This is a genomic window from Loktanella sp. IMCC34160 (assembly GCF_004145845.1).
GTDB lineage: Bacteria > Pseudomonadota > Alphaproteobacteria > Rhodobacterales > Rhodobacteraceae > SELP01.
Genome location: NZ_SELP01000003.1, coordinates 494,133 through 509,876 on the forward strand (window position 1 = coordinate 494,133; position 15,744 = coordinate 509,876).

13 protein-coding genes are annotated in these 15,744 nt (G+C 64.2%); 9 read left to right on the forward strand and 4 right to left on the reverse strand.

The window, feature by feature from the left end:
- Window positions 1-60: 60 nt before the first annotated feature.
- A complete protein-coding gene (locus EU803_RS10615; protein ID WP_129682578.1) occupies window positions 61-417 on the reverse strand; it encodes a hypothetical protein in 357 nt (118 codons plus the stop codon).
- Window positions 410-1,237 (reverse strand): 2,3,4,5-tetrahydropyridine-2,6-dicarboxylate N-succinyltransferase, encoded by an 828-nt coding sequence (dapD, locus tag EU803_RS10620; RefSeq protein WP_129682580.1) that lies wholly within the window; start codon window positions 1,235-1,237, stop codon window positions 410-412. Before dapD ends, EU803_RS10615 begins: the two co-directional genes overlap by 8 nt.
- Before the next feature lie 166 nt (window positions 1,238-1,403).
- On the opposite strand from dapD, the gene EU803_RS10625 reads away from it, so the two are divergent.
- The 8 genes from EU803_RS10625 (at window position 1,404) to EU803_RS10660 (ending at window position 10,094) form a co-directional block, all read left to right on the forward strand.
- Complete coding sequence (locus EU803_RS10625) at window positions 1,404-2,723, forward strand: glycosyltransferase N-terminal domain-containing protein (RefSeq protein ID WP_165352817.1); 1,320 nt, start codon at window positions 1,404-1,406, stop codon at window positions 2,721-2,723.
- On the forward strand, window positions 2,723-3,700 hold the full coding sequence (locus EU803_RS10630) for a polysaccharide pyruvyl transferase family protein (RefSeq protein ID WP_129682583.1): 978 nt from the start codon (window positions 2,723-2,725) through the stop codon (window positions 3,698-3,700). The genes EU803_RS10625 and EU803_RS10630 overlap by 1 nt, the downstream gene beginning before the upstream one ends.
- A gap of 26 nt (window positions 3,701-3,726) precedes the next feature.
- Window positions 3,727-4,320 carry a glycosyltransferase family 29 protein gene (locus EU803_RS10635; protein ID WP_347400084.1) on the forward strand — a complete coding sequence of 198 codons (594 nt, stop codon included), beginning with the start codon at window positions 3,727-3,729 and terminating at the stop codon, window positions 4,318-4,320.
- A 64-nt stretch (window positions 4,321-4,384) separates the two neighbouring features.
- Complete coding sequence (locus EU803_RS10640) at window positions 4,385-5,230, forward strand: TIGR00730 family Rossman fold protein (protein ID WP_129682587.1); 846 nt, start codon at window positions 4,385-4,387, stop codon at window positions 5,228-5,230.
- A gap of 3 nt (window positions 5,231-5,233) precedes the next feature.
- Window positions 5,234-5,722, forward strand: a complete 489-nt coding sequence (locus EU803_RS10645; RefSeq protein WP_129682589.1) for a gluconokinase — start codon at window positions 5,234-5,236, stop codon at window positions 5,720-5,722.
- 43 nt (window positions 5,723-5,765) lie between these two features.
- Window positions 5,766-6,491, forward strand: coding sequence for an ABC transporter ATP-binding protein (locus EU803_RS10650; protein ID WP_129682590.1), 726 nt, complete (start codon window positions 5,766-5,768; stop codon window positions 6,489-6,491).
- On the forward strand, window positions 6,488-8,851 hold the full coding sequence (locus EU803_RS10655; protein ID WP_242494340.1) for an ABC transporter permease: 2,364 nt from the start codon (window positions 6,488-6,490) through the stop codon (window positions 8,849-8,851). Before EU803_RS10650 ends, EU803_RS10655 begins: the two co-directional genes overlap by 4 nt.
- A gap of 7 nt (window positions 8,852-8,858) precedes the next feature.
- Complete coding sequence (locus tag EU803_RS10660; protein WP_129682594.1) at window positions 8,859-10,094, forward strand: HlyD family efflux transporter periplasmic adaptor subunit; 1,236 nt, start codon at window positions 8,859-8,861, stop codon at window positions 10,092-10,094.
- Window positions 10,095-10,102: 8 nt separating this feature from the next.
- On the opposite strand, the gene EU803_RS10665 is transcribed toward EU803_RS10660, so the two are convergent.
- A complete protein-coding gene (locus EU803_RS10665; protein ID WP_129682596.1) occupies window positions 10,103-11,002 on the reverse strand; it encodes a lysophospholipid acyltransferase family protein in 900 nt (299 codons plus the stop codon).
- Window positions 11,003-11,142: 140 nt separating this feature from the next.
- On the opposite strand from EU803_RS10665, the gene EU803_RS10670 reads away from it, so the two are divergent.
- Window positions 11,143-14,706 carry a hydantoinase B/oxoprolinase family protein gene (locus EU803_RS10670; RefSeq protein WP_129682598.1) on the forward strand — a complete coding sequence of 1,188 codons (3,564 nt, stop codon included), beginning with the start codon at window positions 11,143-11,145 and terminating at the stop codon, window positions 14,704-14,706.
- Here the strand turns inward: EU803_RS10670 and EU803_RS10675 are convergent.
- Complete coding sequence (locus tag EU803_RS10675) at window positions 14,703-15,698, reverse strand: asparaginase (RefSeq protein ID WP_129682600.1); 996 nt, start codon at window positions 15,696-15,698, stop codon at window positions 14,703-14,705. The two genes, EU803_RS10670 and EU803_RS10675, sit on opposite strands and share 4 nt — an antisense overlap.
- Window positions 15,699-15,744: the final 46 nt, after the last annotated feature.

The following is a 15,744-nucleotide window of genomic DNA, read 5'->3' on the forward strand; positions in this document are numbered from 1 at the left end:
GCTATGGAAAACGCAAGTCCGAGGGGCGCAAAACCGGTTCCCACCTTTGCGCGACATGCTTTAGGCCTCGTCGTCGTCCCCGTCGTAGAACGGCGTCATCTGGGCGACGATCACCGCGTTCTCTTCCAGCGCGCGCTGCATCAACTCGCGCTCCTCGTCAGGCACCTCGTGCCCTTCGGCAAGGCGTTCGTCCAGTGTGCCATAACCGGTGACATCCAGCGGGGCGAGGTCGGCCTGCTTGAGGATGGCCACGGTCTCACGCACCGCCTCTGCCTCGTCCACGCCGGAGGCATAGCAGATCAGGGCGGCGCCGGTGCTGCCGTCCGGCAGCCCGTCGCCATCCTTGCGGCCCACGTCGACCAGCAGCGTATAGACCTGCTGGCGCTTCGCGGCCTTCGGTTTCGGGGTCTCAGTCACGCAGCAGCTCGTTGATGCCGGTCTTGGACCGAGTTCTTTCGTCAACGCGCTTCACGATCACCGCGCAATACAGGTTGATCCCGTTCTTCGACGGCATGGAGCCTGCAACGACGACCGAATAGGGGGGTACTTCGCCATACATGACTTCGCCGGTTTCGCGGTCGACGATCTTGGTCGACTTGCCAATGAAGACACCCATGCCAAGGACCGAGCCTTCGCGCACGATGCAGCCTTCGACAACCTCCGACCGGGCCCCGATGAAACAGTTGTCTTCGATAATGGTCGGGCCGGCCTGCATCGGCTCAAGCACGCCGCCAATGCCCACGCCACCGGACAGGTGCACGTTCTTGCCGATCTGGGCGCAGGACCCGACGGTGGCCCATGTGTCGACCATGGTGCCGCTGTCGACATAGGCGCCGAGGTTCACGAAGGATGGCATCAGCACCACGCCCGGCGCGATATAGGCGGATTTGCGCACGATGCAGTTCGGCACGGCGCGGAACCCGGCAGACTGGAAATCCTCATCGTCCCAACCGGCGAACTTGCTATCGACCTTGTCCCACCAGCCGGCACCCTGCGGGCCGCCGGACTGGAATTCCATGTCCTTGATGCGGAACCCCAGAAGCACGGCCTTCTTCGCCCACTGGTTCACATGCCAGTCGCCGCTGTCCTGACGTTCGGCAACACGCAGCGACCCGCTGTCGAGGGCGTCCAGCGTATCTTCGATCGCCTCGCGGGTCTCGCCCTTGGTGGACGGGGTAATCTGGTCGCGGGTTTCCCACGCGGCTTCGATGGCTGCTTCGAGCTGGGCATTGGACATGGGGCCATTCCTTCCGGTCAAACTGACGTTGCGATGCCCTATAGCGGCAGGGCGCGTCTGGCACAATGCGACCTGTCAAACTCGGTCTGCGGCGAAGGACGTTTCCTGTTGTGACGATTGGACCGGCACCATAGATATCAGCCCCAGTCCATGCAAAGGTCAGCCTGTGCAGCATCGCCCGAGCGACAGAGCCATCACCCACAACCCGACGGGTGCGTTTCCCGCGCCGGTCTTGCTGCGGCTGTGGCGCGGTCTGGGCGGGGGTCTGCCGGGCGCCTTCAAACCTCTGGGTTGTCTGGTTCATGCCCGGCAGGGCGCCGCGCCGGAGCGCCGGAAGGAACGCTTTGGACTGCCGACAGCGTCCCGGCCGGAAGGGCGTATCATCTGGATTCACGGCGCCAGCCTTGGCGAAGTGAGCCAGCTGCGGACGCTGGTTCCGGCGCTGGAGCGCGACTTCGGCGCGACGGTTGTAATCACGACCATGACCCAAACCGGGGCAGACTGGGTTGCTGGACAACTGCCCGATGCGATCCACCAATTTCAGCCCATGGATACACCCCGGTACTGGGATCTGTTCTTTGATTATTGGCGCCCTGATGTGGGGCTGGTGGTCGAAAACGATCTTTGGCCGACCATGTTGTCGACCGCGGCGAAACGCGGTGTTCCCATGATGGTCCTGAACGCGCGGGCCTCTCGCAGTATGCTGCGACACCCGCGGGTCTACCGGCATCTTCTTGGGCATCTCTCGGCCATCCACTGTCGAAACGAGGCGGTTGCGGGTCAGTTTGACCTGTTGGGTGTTGGGCGGGATAAGATGCTTGTGGGGGGCGATCTGAAGGCCTTCGGTGGAGCCCTGCCTTTGCGAGATGACGAGGTTGCCGCGCTGCAAGGCATGATCGGCGCGCGCAAGACCTGGATTGCCGCTTCGACCCATCCGGCCGATGAACCGGTGGTGCTTAAGGCGGCAGGCCACCTTAAGCGCAGCGAGAGTCCTTTGCTTGTCTGGGCACCCCGCCACCCAAAACGGGCAGCGCAGATCATCGAGGCGGCAGAGGCCGCCGGTCTGACAGTGGCGCAGCGGAGCCGGGGCCAGGCCATCGACGCGTCCACGGATATCTATCTTGCTGACACCACGGGGGAAATGGGGACGATCTTTGCACTGTCCGACATTGTCTTTCTGGGCGGTGGCTTTGGGCCGGAAGGGGGGCACAACCCCTATGAACCCGCGCGGGAAGGCAAGGCCGTGTTGTCCGGTCCGGGCGTGCGCCACTTTGCCGAGGCATTCGACCTGCTGACCGACGCGGGTGGAGCCGCCTATGTCCACGACGCGCCGGAGCTGGCGGAAAGTGTCTTGGCCCTCCTGAAGGATGAACAGGCAAGGCGCGCTGGTCAGGCGGGCCAGCAGGTCATTTCGGCCATGCCCAATCCGATTGACGGGATCATCGACATGATCCAGACGGTCGCCTTGCAGAAGAAGGCGCAGTGATGACCCGGGCAGTTCTCCTCAATGATACTTCGGCCCGCTATCATCACGGATGTAGCCGCGTGTCCCGACTGCTGAAGGCGGGACTTGCCGCCAGAGGCGTCGAGATTACGGCCTCAGCCTTGGCTCATACGGATTGGACGAGAACGCCCGGATTCCTCAGCGCATTGGAAGCGGCTGAACTGGTGGTCATCAACGGCGAAGGGACCCTGCATGGGGGCGCGGAAAAGGGGCAGCTTCTTTTGAATGTTGTCGACCATCCCGCCGCCCGGGGTAAACCCGTCGCGGTCGTCAACACGATCTGGCAGAACAACCCGCCGGACTGGGCTGACATCCTTCGTCGCTGCGCTTTGGTTTCGGCACGGGATAGTGCCAGCCATGCCAACCTTCTGGCAGCGGGCGTCGAACAGGCGGTTCACGTCCCGGACCTGTCCTTGTCTGAACGGGTCGAACCGCCGACCGGCGGGCGAAAGGGGCTGGTGGTCGGCGACAGTGTTCGGCATTCGGTTCGAACGCATCTGGCGCGCTATGCCCAAAGACAGCACGCGACATTCGTCCCATCGAAGACCCTGACATCGACCCTATGGAGCCGCTGGCCCGCCCGGCACCTACTTTGGCGTGTCTACAACGGTGTTTTTTCTGGCAAGGTTCCGGACTTCATGATGGCCCGTGACGAAGCCGCCTATCTCGAAATCTTGTCCGGTGCGATGGGGCATGTGACCGGGAGGTTTCATGGCGTTTGTTATTCCATATTGGCCGAACTGCCCTTCCTGGCCGTCGGGTCTGTCACGTCCAAGGTTCAGGTGCTGGTCGCCGACGCAGGGCTGAACCCCGATCGTGTCATCCCGGTCGAGGCCTTGGCGGACTTGCCGCTTCCCCCGCCCTTCGACGAGACGGAACTGGGCAATCTCAGACGCTACAAGGAAGATGCGCAGGATAAGGCGCAGGACCTGTTTGACCGCATCGCGAGGCTGGCATGACGCGGTTGGCTTTCACTCTTGCAAAGGTGTTCCGGAACGAGGACGCGTTGCAACGTTTCTCGGTTCCGCGTTCCGATCTGGCGAACGAAACAGAAGGCAAGACCGTCGCTGTGGTCGGCAATGCCCGGTCGCTAGAAGCGGCAGACCACGGAGCGGCGATCGACACGGCCGATATCGTGGTCAGGATCAATTCCGCGCCGATCCCTTCCGAGAGATCCCATGGGGGTCGGACCGACTGGCTGGCTGTTTCCACCCCGGTGAGTGCGGCGACCTTGCAGGCCCGACAGCCGTCCAGACATCTTTGGATGACACCCAAACGCAGGCGGCTGCCCTATGCGTTCGCGGCTGCGGATGGTTTCTACCTCTTCCCGCAGGAAGAACATCGCCGCCTTTCGTCCGAGGCTGGCGAACGGCCTACGACCGGCTTGATGGTGATCGACCTTCTGTCCCGCCTTCCGGCCGCGCGGATCGACCTTTACGGGTTTGATTTCTTTGCGTCGCTGTCCCTGTCCGGCGCCCGCACGAGCGATCAGGTGCCGCATGATTTCAATGCAGAGCGGGACTGGGTCCACCGTCTGTTGGCCCGCGACGGCCGGTTCACCCTAGTCAGGGCGGGTTGAAGCACTGGTCATGGGCATTGGCAGATTGTAGGCATAGTCAACAATCAAATACGAGGACCGGGCCATGACCGACCACCGCCGCCACCCCTTCCGCGACAGCCATCAGGACCGCGAAGCCGCGACCCATATTCCGGATACGGCACAGACCCGATCCCCGGCCTACCGACTTGCTTTCGCGGACGATGATTTCCTGTGCAGGGACGAACTGCGGCCGGTTCGGCTTCAACTCGAACTGCTCAAACCCGAACTGATGATGAATGAGGCGGGGATCAATTCCACCATCGTCCTGTTTGGCGGCGCGCGCATTCCAGAGCCCGCGAAGAAGGACAAGGCCCGGACCAAGACCCTTGCCGATCTGTCCGAATATTACGAGGAAGCTAGGCGTTTTGCCCGTCTTATCACCGAGAAGGGACAGGCGAACGGGGGCCTTGAAAACGTCATCGTCACCGGTGGCGGCCCGGGCGTGATGGAGGCTGGAAGCCGCGGCGCGGCAGAGGCCGGGGGAAAGTCCATCGGGCTGAATATCGTGCTACCGCATGAACAGGCACCGAACGAGTACGTGACCCCGGAGCTGTGCTTCAACTTCCACTATTTCGCGATCCGCAAGATGCATTTCCTGATGCGGGCCAAGGCGATCTGCGTCTTCCCCGGCGGGTTCGGGACATTGGACGAATTGTTCGAAAGCCTGACCCTGATTCAGACCGGCCGGATGGAGCGGGTGCCGTTCCTGCTGTTTGGCCGTGCCTTTTGGGAGAAGATCGTCAACTGGGACGCGCTGGCCGATGCGGGCACGATTTCAGAGGAAGACCTTGGCCTGTTCCGCTTTGTCGAGACCGCCGAAGAGGCGCTGGCCGCGATCGAAACCTGGGACGGTAAAGGCGAACGCCGGGGCGCGATTCCGGGACGCTGAGCGATGCAGAAGATCGTTGTCATGGGGGTGTCGGGATCGGGCAAATCCACCTTGGGCGTGGCCTTGGCCCATGCCCTTGGAGCCACGTTCATCGACGCCGACGACCTGCACCCGGCTGAGAATGTGGCCCATATGGCGGCTGGACGTGCCCTGACGGATGCGATGCGCTGGCCGTGGCTGGACCGCTGCGCGGATGCGATGGCGCAGGCAGGCGATGTGGTTCTTGCCTGCTCTGCGCTGCGCCGGGCCTATCGTGATCGGCTGCGGGCCGGTGTTGCAGGGCTTCGTTTGGTCCATATCGAGGCCACCCCGGACCTGACCGCCGCGCGAATGGCAGACCGTGCCGGTCACTTCATGCCGACCACCCTTCTGGACAGTCAGTTCGCCACGCTTGAACCGCCCGACGGGACCGAGGCACCTATAATCAGTGATCCGGCCTTGCCGGTGGCCGAGCAGGTTGCCGACATTCTGACGAAATTGCGCGAAGTTTGACGAGGATCAGGTTCCGCCTGCCTGATCCTGCTAGGGTAGCGGTATGGATGAACCAAAGCGACAGCCTGAACCGGCCTTCCGCGCCAAGGGTCTGACCAAGACCTATGGCGAGGGGCACAGTGCCGTGCATGCCCTGCGCGGGGTCGATCTTGAGATCATGGCCGGTGAGATCGTCGTGCTTCTGGGGCCGTCTGGCAGCGGAAAATCGACCCTTCTGAACATCCTTGGCGGGTTGGACCGGGCCACGTCCGGAGAGGCGCATTTCGGGGCCGAGTGCCTGACGGAGATGACCGACCGGGCGCTGACCGCCTATCGGCGCGATCATGTGGGGTTTGTGTTCCAGTTCTACAACCTGATGCCCAGCCTGACCGCGCGCGAGAATGTGGAGCTCGTCACCGAAATCGCCCGCCACCCGATGGAACCTGAGGCCGCGCTGACCCTTGTGGGCCTGTCGGAACGGGTGGATCACTTCCCGGCGCAGCTGTCGGGTGGCGAACAGCAGCGGGTTGCCATCGCCCGCGCCGTCGCCAAGGAACCGGAGGTTCTGTTTTGCGATGAACCAACTGGCGCTTTGGACAGCACGACCGGCCGGGCCGTGCTGCGGGTGTTGCGGGATGTGAACGACAGGCTGGGCACCACGATCCTGATCGTGACCCACGCCGCCGCGACAGCGGCCATGGCCGACCGGGTGATTCATTTCGCAGACGGCGAGATCCGTCAGGTCGTGAAGAACAAGACCCGCAAGGCCCCCGAGGAGATCGAGTGGTGACGCCGCTGCACGCCAAACTGGGCCGCGACCTGTGGCGCATGAAGGGGCAGGCCATTGCCATCGGTCTTGTCATCGCCATCGGCGTGGCGATGCAGGTGATGATGACCGGGCTAGTTCTGTCCCTCACAGAAACACGAAACGCCTATTACGACCGCTACCGGCTGGCCGATGTCTTTGCCCCGGTGGCCCGGGCACCCGAGCGGGTTGCGGAAACGCTGGCGCGGATCGACGGTGTGGCGCAGGTGGAAACCCGGATCACCGGCATGGCGCTTGTGGACATTTCTGGGCGCGATTTGCCCGTGTCGGCGCGGGCCTTGTCACTGCCCGACCACGGGGTGCCGGGCCTCAACGATATCCTGCTGACTGCGGGCAGGATGATCGACCGGACCCGCCCCGAGGAAATCCTGTTGCTGGACGGATTCGCCGCCGCCAATGGCCTGCGACCCGGCGACCGCATCCGAACCACGATGAACGGCGCCCGCCGAAGTCTTCTGGTGGTCGGCACCGCCCAGTCGCCCGAATTCCTTTACACGACCGCGCCCGGCGAATTCGTCCCCGACGACGCCCGGTTCGGGGTGATCTGGATGAACCGCTCTGCCCTTGCGGCGGCCTATGATCTGGAAGGGGCCTTTAACGAGGCGCTGGTGTCCTTGACCCGCAACGCGCGGGAAGAGGCGGTGCTGGATGCGATCGACCGGATCCTGTCGCCCTTTGGCGGGCCGGGCGCCTATGGGTTGGCCGATCAGTTCTCTAACCGATTCGTGTCCGAGGAAATCGCCGGACTGGAGGTCTCCTCGACCGGGGTGCCGCCAATCTTTCTCGCCGTCGCGGCCTTCCTTCTTTACATCGTGATCAGTCGCCTTGTGCAGTCAGAGCGCGAAGAGATCGGCCTGATGAAGGCCTTTGGCTATCGCAATGGCGAGGTGGGCTGGCACTATATGCAGCTTGTGCTGACCATCGCGTTGGGCGGGGCGTTGCTCGGGTGCCTTTTGGGGATCGCGGCGGGGCGGGCGATGATCCCGGTCTATACAACCTACTACAAGTTTCCATTTCTCCTGTTTCGGCTCGAACCGGCTTCGTTTTTGACCGGAATCGCGACCAGTGTCTTTGTCGCGTCTATCGGGGGGTTGTTCGTGCTGCGGCGGATTTTCCGACTTGCCCCGGCCGAGGCGATGCGCCCGCCCACACCGCCCGACTACAGCCGAACAGGGCGGTTCGGGGCCGGGCTGTCGCAATGGCTGGACCAGCCCAGCCGGATGGTCCTGCGCCGGATCACGCGGCAACCGGGGCGGATGGCCGGGGCGGTCTTTGGCATCGCGGCGGGCATGGGGCTGAGCCTTGGGATGCTGACGATCTACGAAGGGTTCGATGTGGCGCTTGACCGGACGTTCAACGTGATCGACCGGTCCGACGCGACCGTGACATTCGCCTATCCGGCGTCCGACAAGACGATCCTTGAACTGGCCCGGATGGATGGGATCACCCTGGCCGAGCCGGTGCGGCAAGTGCCGGTCGTGTTCCGCAACGGGCGTCTGGACCATCAGGGCGCGATCACCGGTCTGGCGCCGGGGGCGCATCTGTTCCGGGCGCTGGACGCCAACGAACAGCCCATCGTCCTGCCAGAACGGGGGGTGGTCCTGTCGACCGCGCTGGCCTCGATCCTTGCGTTGGAACCGGGTGACCCGGTGACAGTCGAGGTGCGCGAGGGAAGCCAGCCGGTGCTGACCGTCCCTGTCACCGGGATCGCGGACAGCCTGATGGGGTCGCCCGCCTATATGGATCTGGCGGCGCTGAACCGAATGCTGGGCGAACCGGGGCGGGTGAGCGGGGCCTATCTTGCCGTCGATCCCGACCGTCAGGCCTCGGTTCATGCCGCGCTGAAGGATATGCCGGTGGTCGCCGGTGTCAGCCTGCGGACCGAGGCATTGGCCGCCTTCCAGACCATTATGGACAGCGGTGCCGGGTCGATCCGCTATGTCATGGGGTTCATGGCCTTCATCATCACATTCGGGATCGTCTACAATGCCGCCCGCGTGGCGCAGGCCGAACGGTCCCGCGATCTGGCCAGCCTGCGGGTGATCGGTTTTCATACCGGGGAAACGGCCTTTGTCCTGCTGGGGGAACTGGCCGTGGTCGTTCTGGCCGCGCTGCCCTTGGGCATCCTGATCGGGCGGTCTCTGTCGTCCGGCATCGCCGCCGGGTTTTCGACCGAACTTTACCAGATCCCCGTGATCTTTGCGCCGCAGGCGCAGGGCCTTGCCATTGCCGTGGTTGTCGCGGCGGCCCTGCTGTCCGGCTGGCTTGTGAAACGCGATATTGACCGGGCCGATATGATCGAAGCCCTCAAGACAAGGGAGTGAACGTGCCATGGCCCGTCGCCGCAAACTGTCCCGCAGCCTTCTGACCCTTCTTGCCGTTCTGGCGGTCGGCGGCGCGCTGATCGCCGCCTTCTGGCCGCAGCCGACCCTGGTCGACATGGGGCAGGTGGTGCGCGGCGGTCTTCAGGTCACCATCGACGAAGAAGGACGCACACAGGTGCGCGAGGCCTATGTCGTGTCGACCCCGGTCGCGGGCCGCTTGCTGCGGGTGCAGGTGCATCCGGGCGATCAGGTGACAGGTGGCGAAACGGTCGTGGCCCAGATGCGGCCCACAAACCCCGCCGCGCTGGACGTTCGGACCCGTGAACAGGCCCATGCGGTCGTGCAGGCGGCAGAGGCGGCGCTGCGCGTGGCGCAGGCCGACCTGAACGCGGCGATTGCCGCTGATGATCTTGCCGAGTCCGATTTGCAGCGCACCCAAAGCCTATTTGATAGCGAAATCGTCAGTCAGGCGGCGCTGGACCGGGCCCGAGGCGCGGCGCGCGCCGCCCGGGCCAGCCTTGATACCGCCCGCGCCGCCATTTCGATCCGCGAGGCGGAACTGAATAACGCCCGTGCACAACTGATCGGATTCGATGATGTGTCGCTGGCCAATGCGATTGGCGAGACATCGGGCGACGAGATCCCGCTCTACGCCCCGATCACCGGGCGAATCCTGCGCATCGTGCAGGAAAGCGAAACCATCCTGCCCGCCGGTGCGCCAGTGATGGAGATCGGCAATATCGAAAATGATCTGGAGGTCGTCGTGGACCTGATTTCCTCGGATGCGGTGCAGGTGACGGTTGGTGATCCGGTCCTCCTTGAAGATTGGGGCGGCCCCGTCGCGCTTGAGGGAAGGGTGGCCCGGATCGACCCGTTCGGGGTCACGAAATATTCGGCGCTGGGCGTGGAAGAGCAGCGCGTCGGGGTCGTGGTCGACATGCTCAGCCCGCCCGAGGCGCGGCCCAGCCTTGGTCACGGCTACCGGCTGGAGGCGCGGATCATCATCTGGCAGGCGGATGATGTTCTGAAGGTTCCATCCAGCGCCCTGTTCCGGGAAAGCGACGGCTGGGCCCTCTTCCGGGTTGTCGACGGCATCGCGCGGCTGACCCCGGTTGAATTGGGCCATAGCGACGGCATTGAAACCGAGGTGACCTCGGGGCTGTCCGAGGGCGATCCCGTGATCCTCTATCCCTCGGCGGGATTGGCGGATGGGGCACAGGTCGCCCCAAGGGGCAACATTTAGCGGGGGATTTACTTCGCGCCCTTCCAGCGACGGTGACTCCACAGCCATTGTTCCGGATTTGCGCGGACGCGTGCTTCCAGACTGTCATTCAAGGCTTGGGTCATTTCTTCGGCGGTCCCTTTTTCGACCGGCGCCTCCAGAACAAGTTCGAACGAAAGTCCATCGGGCTGGCGGATCGAATAAAAGGGGACAATCGGCGCATCGTATTTGATCGCAAGCTTCGCGGTCGAGGTCGCCGTCATGGCCGTCTTGTTGAAGAACGTCAGCGGCTCTCCCTGCCGCATGTGCTGGTCGATCAGGACGGCCAGTGCCCCGCCCCGTTTCAGAAAACGCACCATGTCTGCCATGCCTTCCCGGCCACGGGGGAACAGCGGTGCCCCGATCTGAAGGATCGAGGCAAGATAGGCATCGTTGAAATACCGGTTGTCCATGGGGCGATAGAGCGCCCCGATCTCAAACCCGCGCGCGCCCAGCCCTGCGCGCACCACGTCGTAGTTTCCGAAATGTCCGGAGACGAGAATGACGGGCCGTCCAGCCGTCTTGCACTCTTCGAGGACCGCAAGACCGGGGCCGGTCACGGGTGCCTGTCGCGCGACCTCGGAAAAATCGCGCGGTGAAAAGAGTTCGGTTACGGTCCGGCCGACGAAGTTGGGAACCTGCCGGACAAGACCCTCCACCCGATCGCGCGGCAGGTCAGACCAGACAAGGGCAAGATTATCCCGAATGCGCTTTCGGTGGCCCGCCACGGGCGCCAACACATGCTGGAACAACCATCCGCCGACGGCCACGCGTTTTGGATAGGGCAAGAGGCGCAAAAACCACAAAAGCGACAGGACGACCTTGGCTTGCAGCCAGTCACCCGGTCCACGGCCCTTGGTGTCGCCGGTCTTGTTTGGGGTGTCAGACATTCTCAATCCGGGCCATCTTTGCAGCCCGGGTTATCCTTTGAAATGGCAGGTGACGCAACTCTGCCGTGGCGTGTCGGGGGCGCCATTGCATTCCCGGCACCGATGGGGTCACTTCCTCCGGGCAGAAAAGGAGAGGCGGCATGACCAAGCGGCAATGGGAATTCTGGATCGACCGGGGTGGCACCTTTACCGATGTCGTGGCCAAGCGCCCCGATGGGACATTGGAAACCCACAAGCTGTTGTCGGAAAACCCGGAACGCTATCGTGACGCGGCAGTTCAGGGCATCCGCGACCTGATGGGCACGGATGCGCCCGCGCCGGGGTCGATCCGGGCCGTGAAGATGGGGACGACCGTTGCCACCAACGCCCTTCTGGAGCGCAAGGGCGAGCCCGTCCTTCTGTTGATCACCGAAGGGTTCCGCGACCTTCTGCAAATCGGCTACCAGAACCGTCCTCGCCTTTTCGATCTGCATATCAAACGGCCCGATCTTCTGTATTCCGATGTCGCCGAGGTGCGCGAGCGACTGGATGCCGAAGGTCAGGTTCTGACCCCACTTGACGAAGGTGCCGCCCGTCTTGCCCTGCAGGCCGGATATGATGCGGGCCTGCGCGCTGTGGCGATTGCCTTTCTGCACGCCTACCTTAACCCCGCGCACGAAGACCGGGTCGCCCAGATCGCGGCCGAGGTTGGCTATACGCAGATCACCACATCGAACGCGGTGTCGCGGCTGGCCAAGCTGGTGGGCCGGGGCGACACAACCGTTGTCGATGCCTACCTGTCGCCGATCCTGCGCCGCTATGTCGATCAGGTCGCCGGGGCGCTGGATGTGGGGACGGTCTGTGAACGGCTCTTGTTCATGCAGTCGAACGGCGGGCTGACCGACGCGCGGCTGTTTCAGGGCAAGGACGCGATTCTGTCCGGCCCGGCGGGCGGGATCGTGGGCATGGTCAAGACGGCCGAGGCAGCGGGCTTTGACCGGCTGATCGGGTTCGACATGGGCGGCACCAGCACCGATGTCAGCCACTACGCCGGCACCTACGAGCGCAGCTTCGAGACCGAGGTGGCGGGCGTGCGGATGCGCGCGCCGATGATGGATATTCACACGGTCGCCGCCGGGGGCGGGTCGATCTGCAAATTCGCGGAAGGCCGGTTTCAGGTTGGCCCGGAAAGCGCGGGCGCCGATCCCGGCCCGGCCTGCTATCGTCGGGGCGGTCCGCTGACCGTGACCGACTGCAATGTCATGCTGGGCAAGCTGAACCCCGATCATTTCCCGGCGGTCTTCGGGCCGAACGGCGATGAAAAGCTGGACCTGGAGGCCGTGCGCGCGGGCTTTGCCGCGCTTGCCCGTCAGGTGGCCGAGGAAACCGGAGACCCGGAGCGGACGCCCGAGGACATGGCCGAAGGCTTCCTGCGGATCGCCGTCGACAACATGGCCAACGCGATCAAGAAGATCAGCGTGCAGCGCGGTCATGACGTGACCGGCTATACCCTGCAATGCTTTGGCGGGGCAGGCGGGCAGCATGCCTGCCTTGTGGCCGATGCCTTGGGGATGCGCCGGGTGTTCATCCATCCCTTCGCGGGCGTCTTGTCTGCCTTTGGCATGGGCCTTGCCGAAATCCGCGCCCTGCGCGAGGTGCAGGTCGATGCGCCCCTGTCCGACCTGGATACCGCGTCCGACGCCCTGAACCGTATCTCGGCGGATGCGAGGCAGGAGGTCGCATCGCAGGGCGTGACCGAGGTCCGGATCGAGGCGCAGGCCCATCTGCGCTATGACGGATCGCACCAACCGCTGCCGGTGCCCTTCGGCTCGGTCACCGAGATGCAGGCGGCCTTCGAGGCGGCGCATGACGCGCGGTTTGGCTTCACCTCGCCGGAACGGGCGATCCTGTTCGACATGATCAGCGCCGAGGCAATTGGCACCGCCGACGGCCTGCCGCCGATGGGTACGCCGCAGGGCGCGGCGCAGCCCATCGCCCATGTGCCGGTATATGGCGCAGACGATGTGCCTTTGTTCGACCGGCTGACCCTGCCCGAGGGATGGACCGCGAAGGGCCCGGCCATCATCGCGGAACCGACCGGGACCAATATGGTCGAACCCGGCTGGTCCGCCCGGATCGACGGGGCGGGCAACCTGATCCTTGACCGGACAGACGCGGCCCGCCACGCCCCAGCGGCGGGGACCGAGGCGGACCCGGTGCTGCTGGAAGTCATGTCGAACCTGTTCATGTCCGTCGCAGACCAGATGGGTGCGACGCTTGCGCTGACGTCCTGGTCGGTGAACATCAAGGAGCGGTTCGATTTCTCCTGCGCGATCTTCGATGCGAACGGCGATCTGGTGGCCAACGCGCCCCATGTGCCGGTGCACCTTGGGTCAATGTCGGACAGCATCAAAACGGTCATGCGCCTGAACCCCGATGTGCGGGACGGCGATGCCTTCATGCTCAACAGCCCCTATAACGGCGGCACCCATTTGCCGGATGTGACCGTGGTCACGCCGGTGTTTATCAATGGGCGGCCTGCCTTCTGGATGGGGTCGCGCGGGCACCATGCCGATATCGGCGGTCGCACCCCGGGCAGCGCCCCGCCCGACAGCAGCCACATCGACGAGGAAGGCGTGCTGATCGACAACGTGCAGCTTGTGCGGGGCGGGCGGTTGTTGGAGAAGGAAGCGCGGGCGGTGCTGTCCTCTGGCCGCTACCCCTGCCGCAATCCCGATCAGAACATGGCCGACCTCAAGGCGCAGGTGGCCGCGAACGAAACCGGCAAGCGCGAGCTTTTGAAGGTCTGTGCCGCCTATGGGGCGGATGTGGTCAGCGCCTATATGGGGCATGTTCAGGACAACGCCGAAGAAAGCGTGCGCCGGGTCATCGACCGGCTGTCCGATGGGCAGTTCACCTATCCGATGGACATTGGGCAGCAGATCGACGTTCGGGTGACGGTGGACCGCGCCCGCCGCGCGGCGGTGGTAGATTTCACCGGCACCAGCGCCCAGCACAGCGGCAACTACAATGCGCCCTTTGCGGTGTGCCGGGCTGTCGTCCTCTATGTCTTCCGGACCTTGGTTGGGGCCGATATCCCCTTGAACGAGGGCTGTCTGAAGCCGCTGGATATCATTGTGCCGGAAGGGTCGATGCTGAACCCGCGCTATCCGGCCGCTGTTATCGCGGGCAATACCGAGGTGAGCCAGGCAGCCTGCAACGCGCTTTATGGTGCGCTGGGCGTCATCGCGGGCAGTCAGGGGACGATGAACAATTTCATCTGGGGCAATGATGCGTTCCAGAACTATGAAACCATCGCCGGGGGCACGGGGGCCGGTCCCGGATTTCCCGGCTGTGACGCGGTTCAAAGCCATATGACCAACACGCGGATGACCGACCCGGAAATCCTTGAAAAGCGGTTCCCGGTCCGGCTGGAGGCCTTTGGCATCCGGCCCGGTTCCGGTGGGGCGGGGAAATGGCCGGGGGGCAACGGCGTATCACGGCGGATGCGGTTCCTGACGCCGGTGACGGTCACAACGCTAACGTCGCACCGCATCGTCCCGCCGTTCGGCGGCGCGGGCGCGGCGCCGGGGGCGGTTGGTGTGAACTGGGCCGAAATGCCGGATGGAAGCCGCAAGGACATGGCCGGAAACGACGAGATCGACCTGCCCGCCGGCGCTGCCTTCGTGATGGAAACGCCCGGTGGGGGCGGCTGGGGCCGCTAGCGCAGCCCCGGCCCCGGCCGGACCATCCCGGTTTCGATCCCGCGCCAGTTACGGATCGGCGCGTTCAGATATTTGCGGGCCGCCGGATGGTTGGGGTCCAGCACGCCCAACCGCGCAAGGATTGCGGTGATCGCCAGTTCGCTGCCGCGCTTCGCACCGTCCTCGACCTTCAGCGCGACGCCAAGTTTCAGCCCCGGCAGAATGGCGACGTAATAGCCTTCGGCCCCGCCCTTGATCGCCGCCTGTCCCTTGCAGGCGCGCATCAGGTCGGTGCAGGCCTTGTCGTTGCCGGAAACCAGTTCCGGATGGGTCATCATCGCCTCGCGTAGCCGGACCATGGCCGCGTCGCGGTGTCCTGCCGCCGCACCCGCCGCGGCAAATGTCGCCATGCCCGCGGCCATTGCGCGGACCGAAGTGGCGAAATTCGGGGCGGAACAACCGTCCACGGCCCAAAGTGGGCTTTCCGTCCCCGTGACGTCTTCAAAGGCGGATCGGACGGCGGTCTGGACCGGGTGGTCGATGTCGACATACTCCGGCCCCGCACCCAGATGCTTGGCCAAGGTCAGGAACCCGGAATGCTTGCCCGAACAGTTGTTGTGATACTGGCAGGGGCTCTGGTCGGTCTTGATCAGGGCAGTGCTGGCCTCTGGATCAGAGGGCATTTGCGGGCCGCACCGGAAGGCGGCGTCGGTCAGACCCAGTTCCGCGATCCATGCGCGGACCCGATCCGTATGGTAAGCGGCCCCGATATGCGAGGCGCAACTGAGGGCCAGACGGTCCGACGTCAGGCCAAACCTGTCCGCCGCGCCGCTTTCGACAAGGGGCAGTGCCTGTATCATCTTTGACGACGAACGGGGGTAGGCGACCGCGTCAGGATCTCCCCAGCTTTCAATCAATTCGCCGGTCGCATCACAGATCGCCGCATGTCCCCGGTGAACACATTCAACGATGTCGCCGCGCCAAACCTCGGCCAGCATTTCGGAACCAGACATCAACCCTTCCATCCACTCTACGTCTACACAAACACGCGATTTCCCG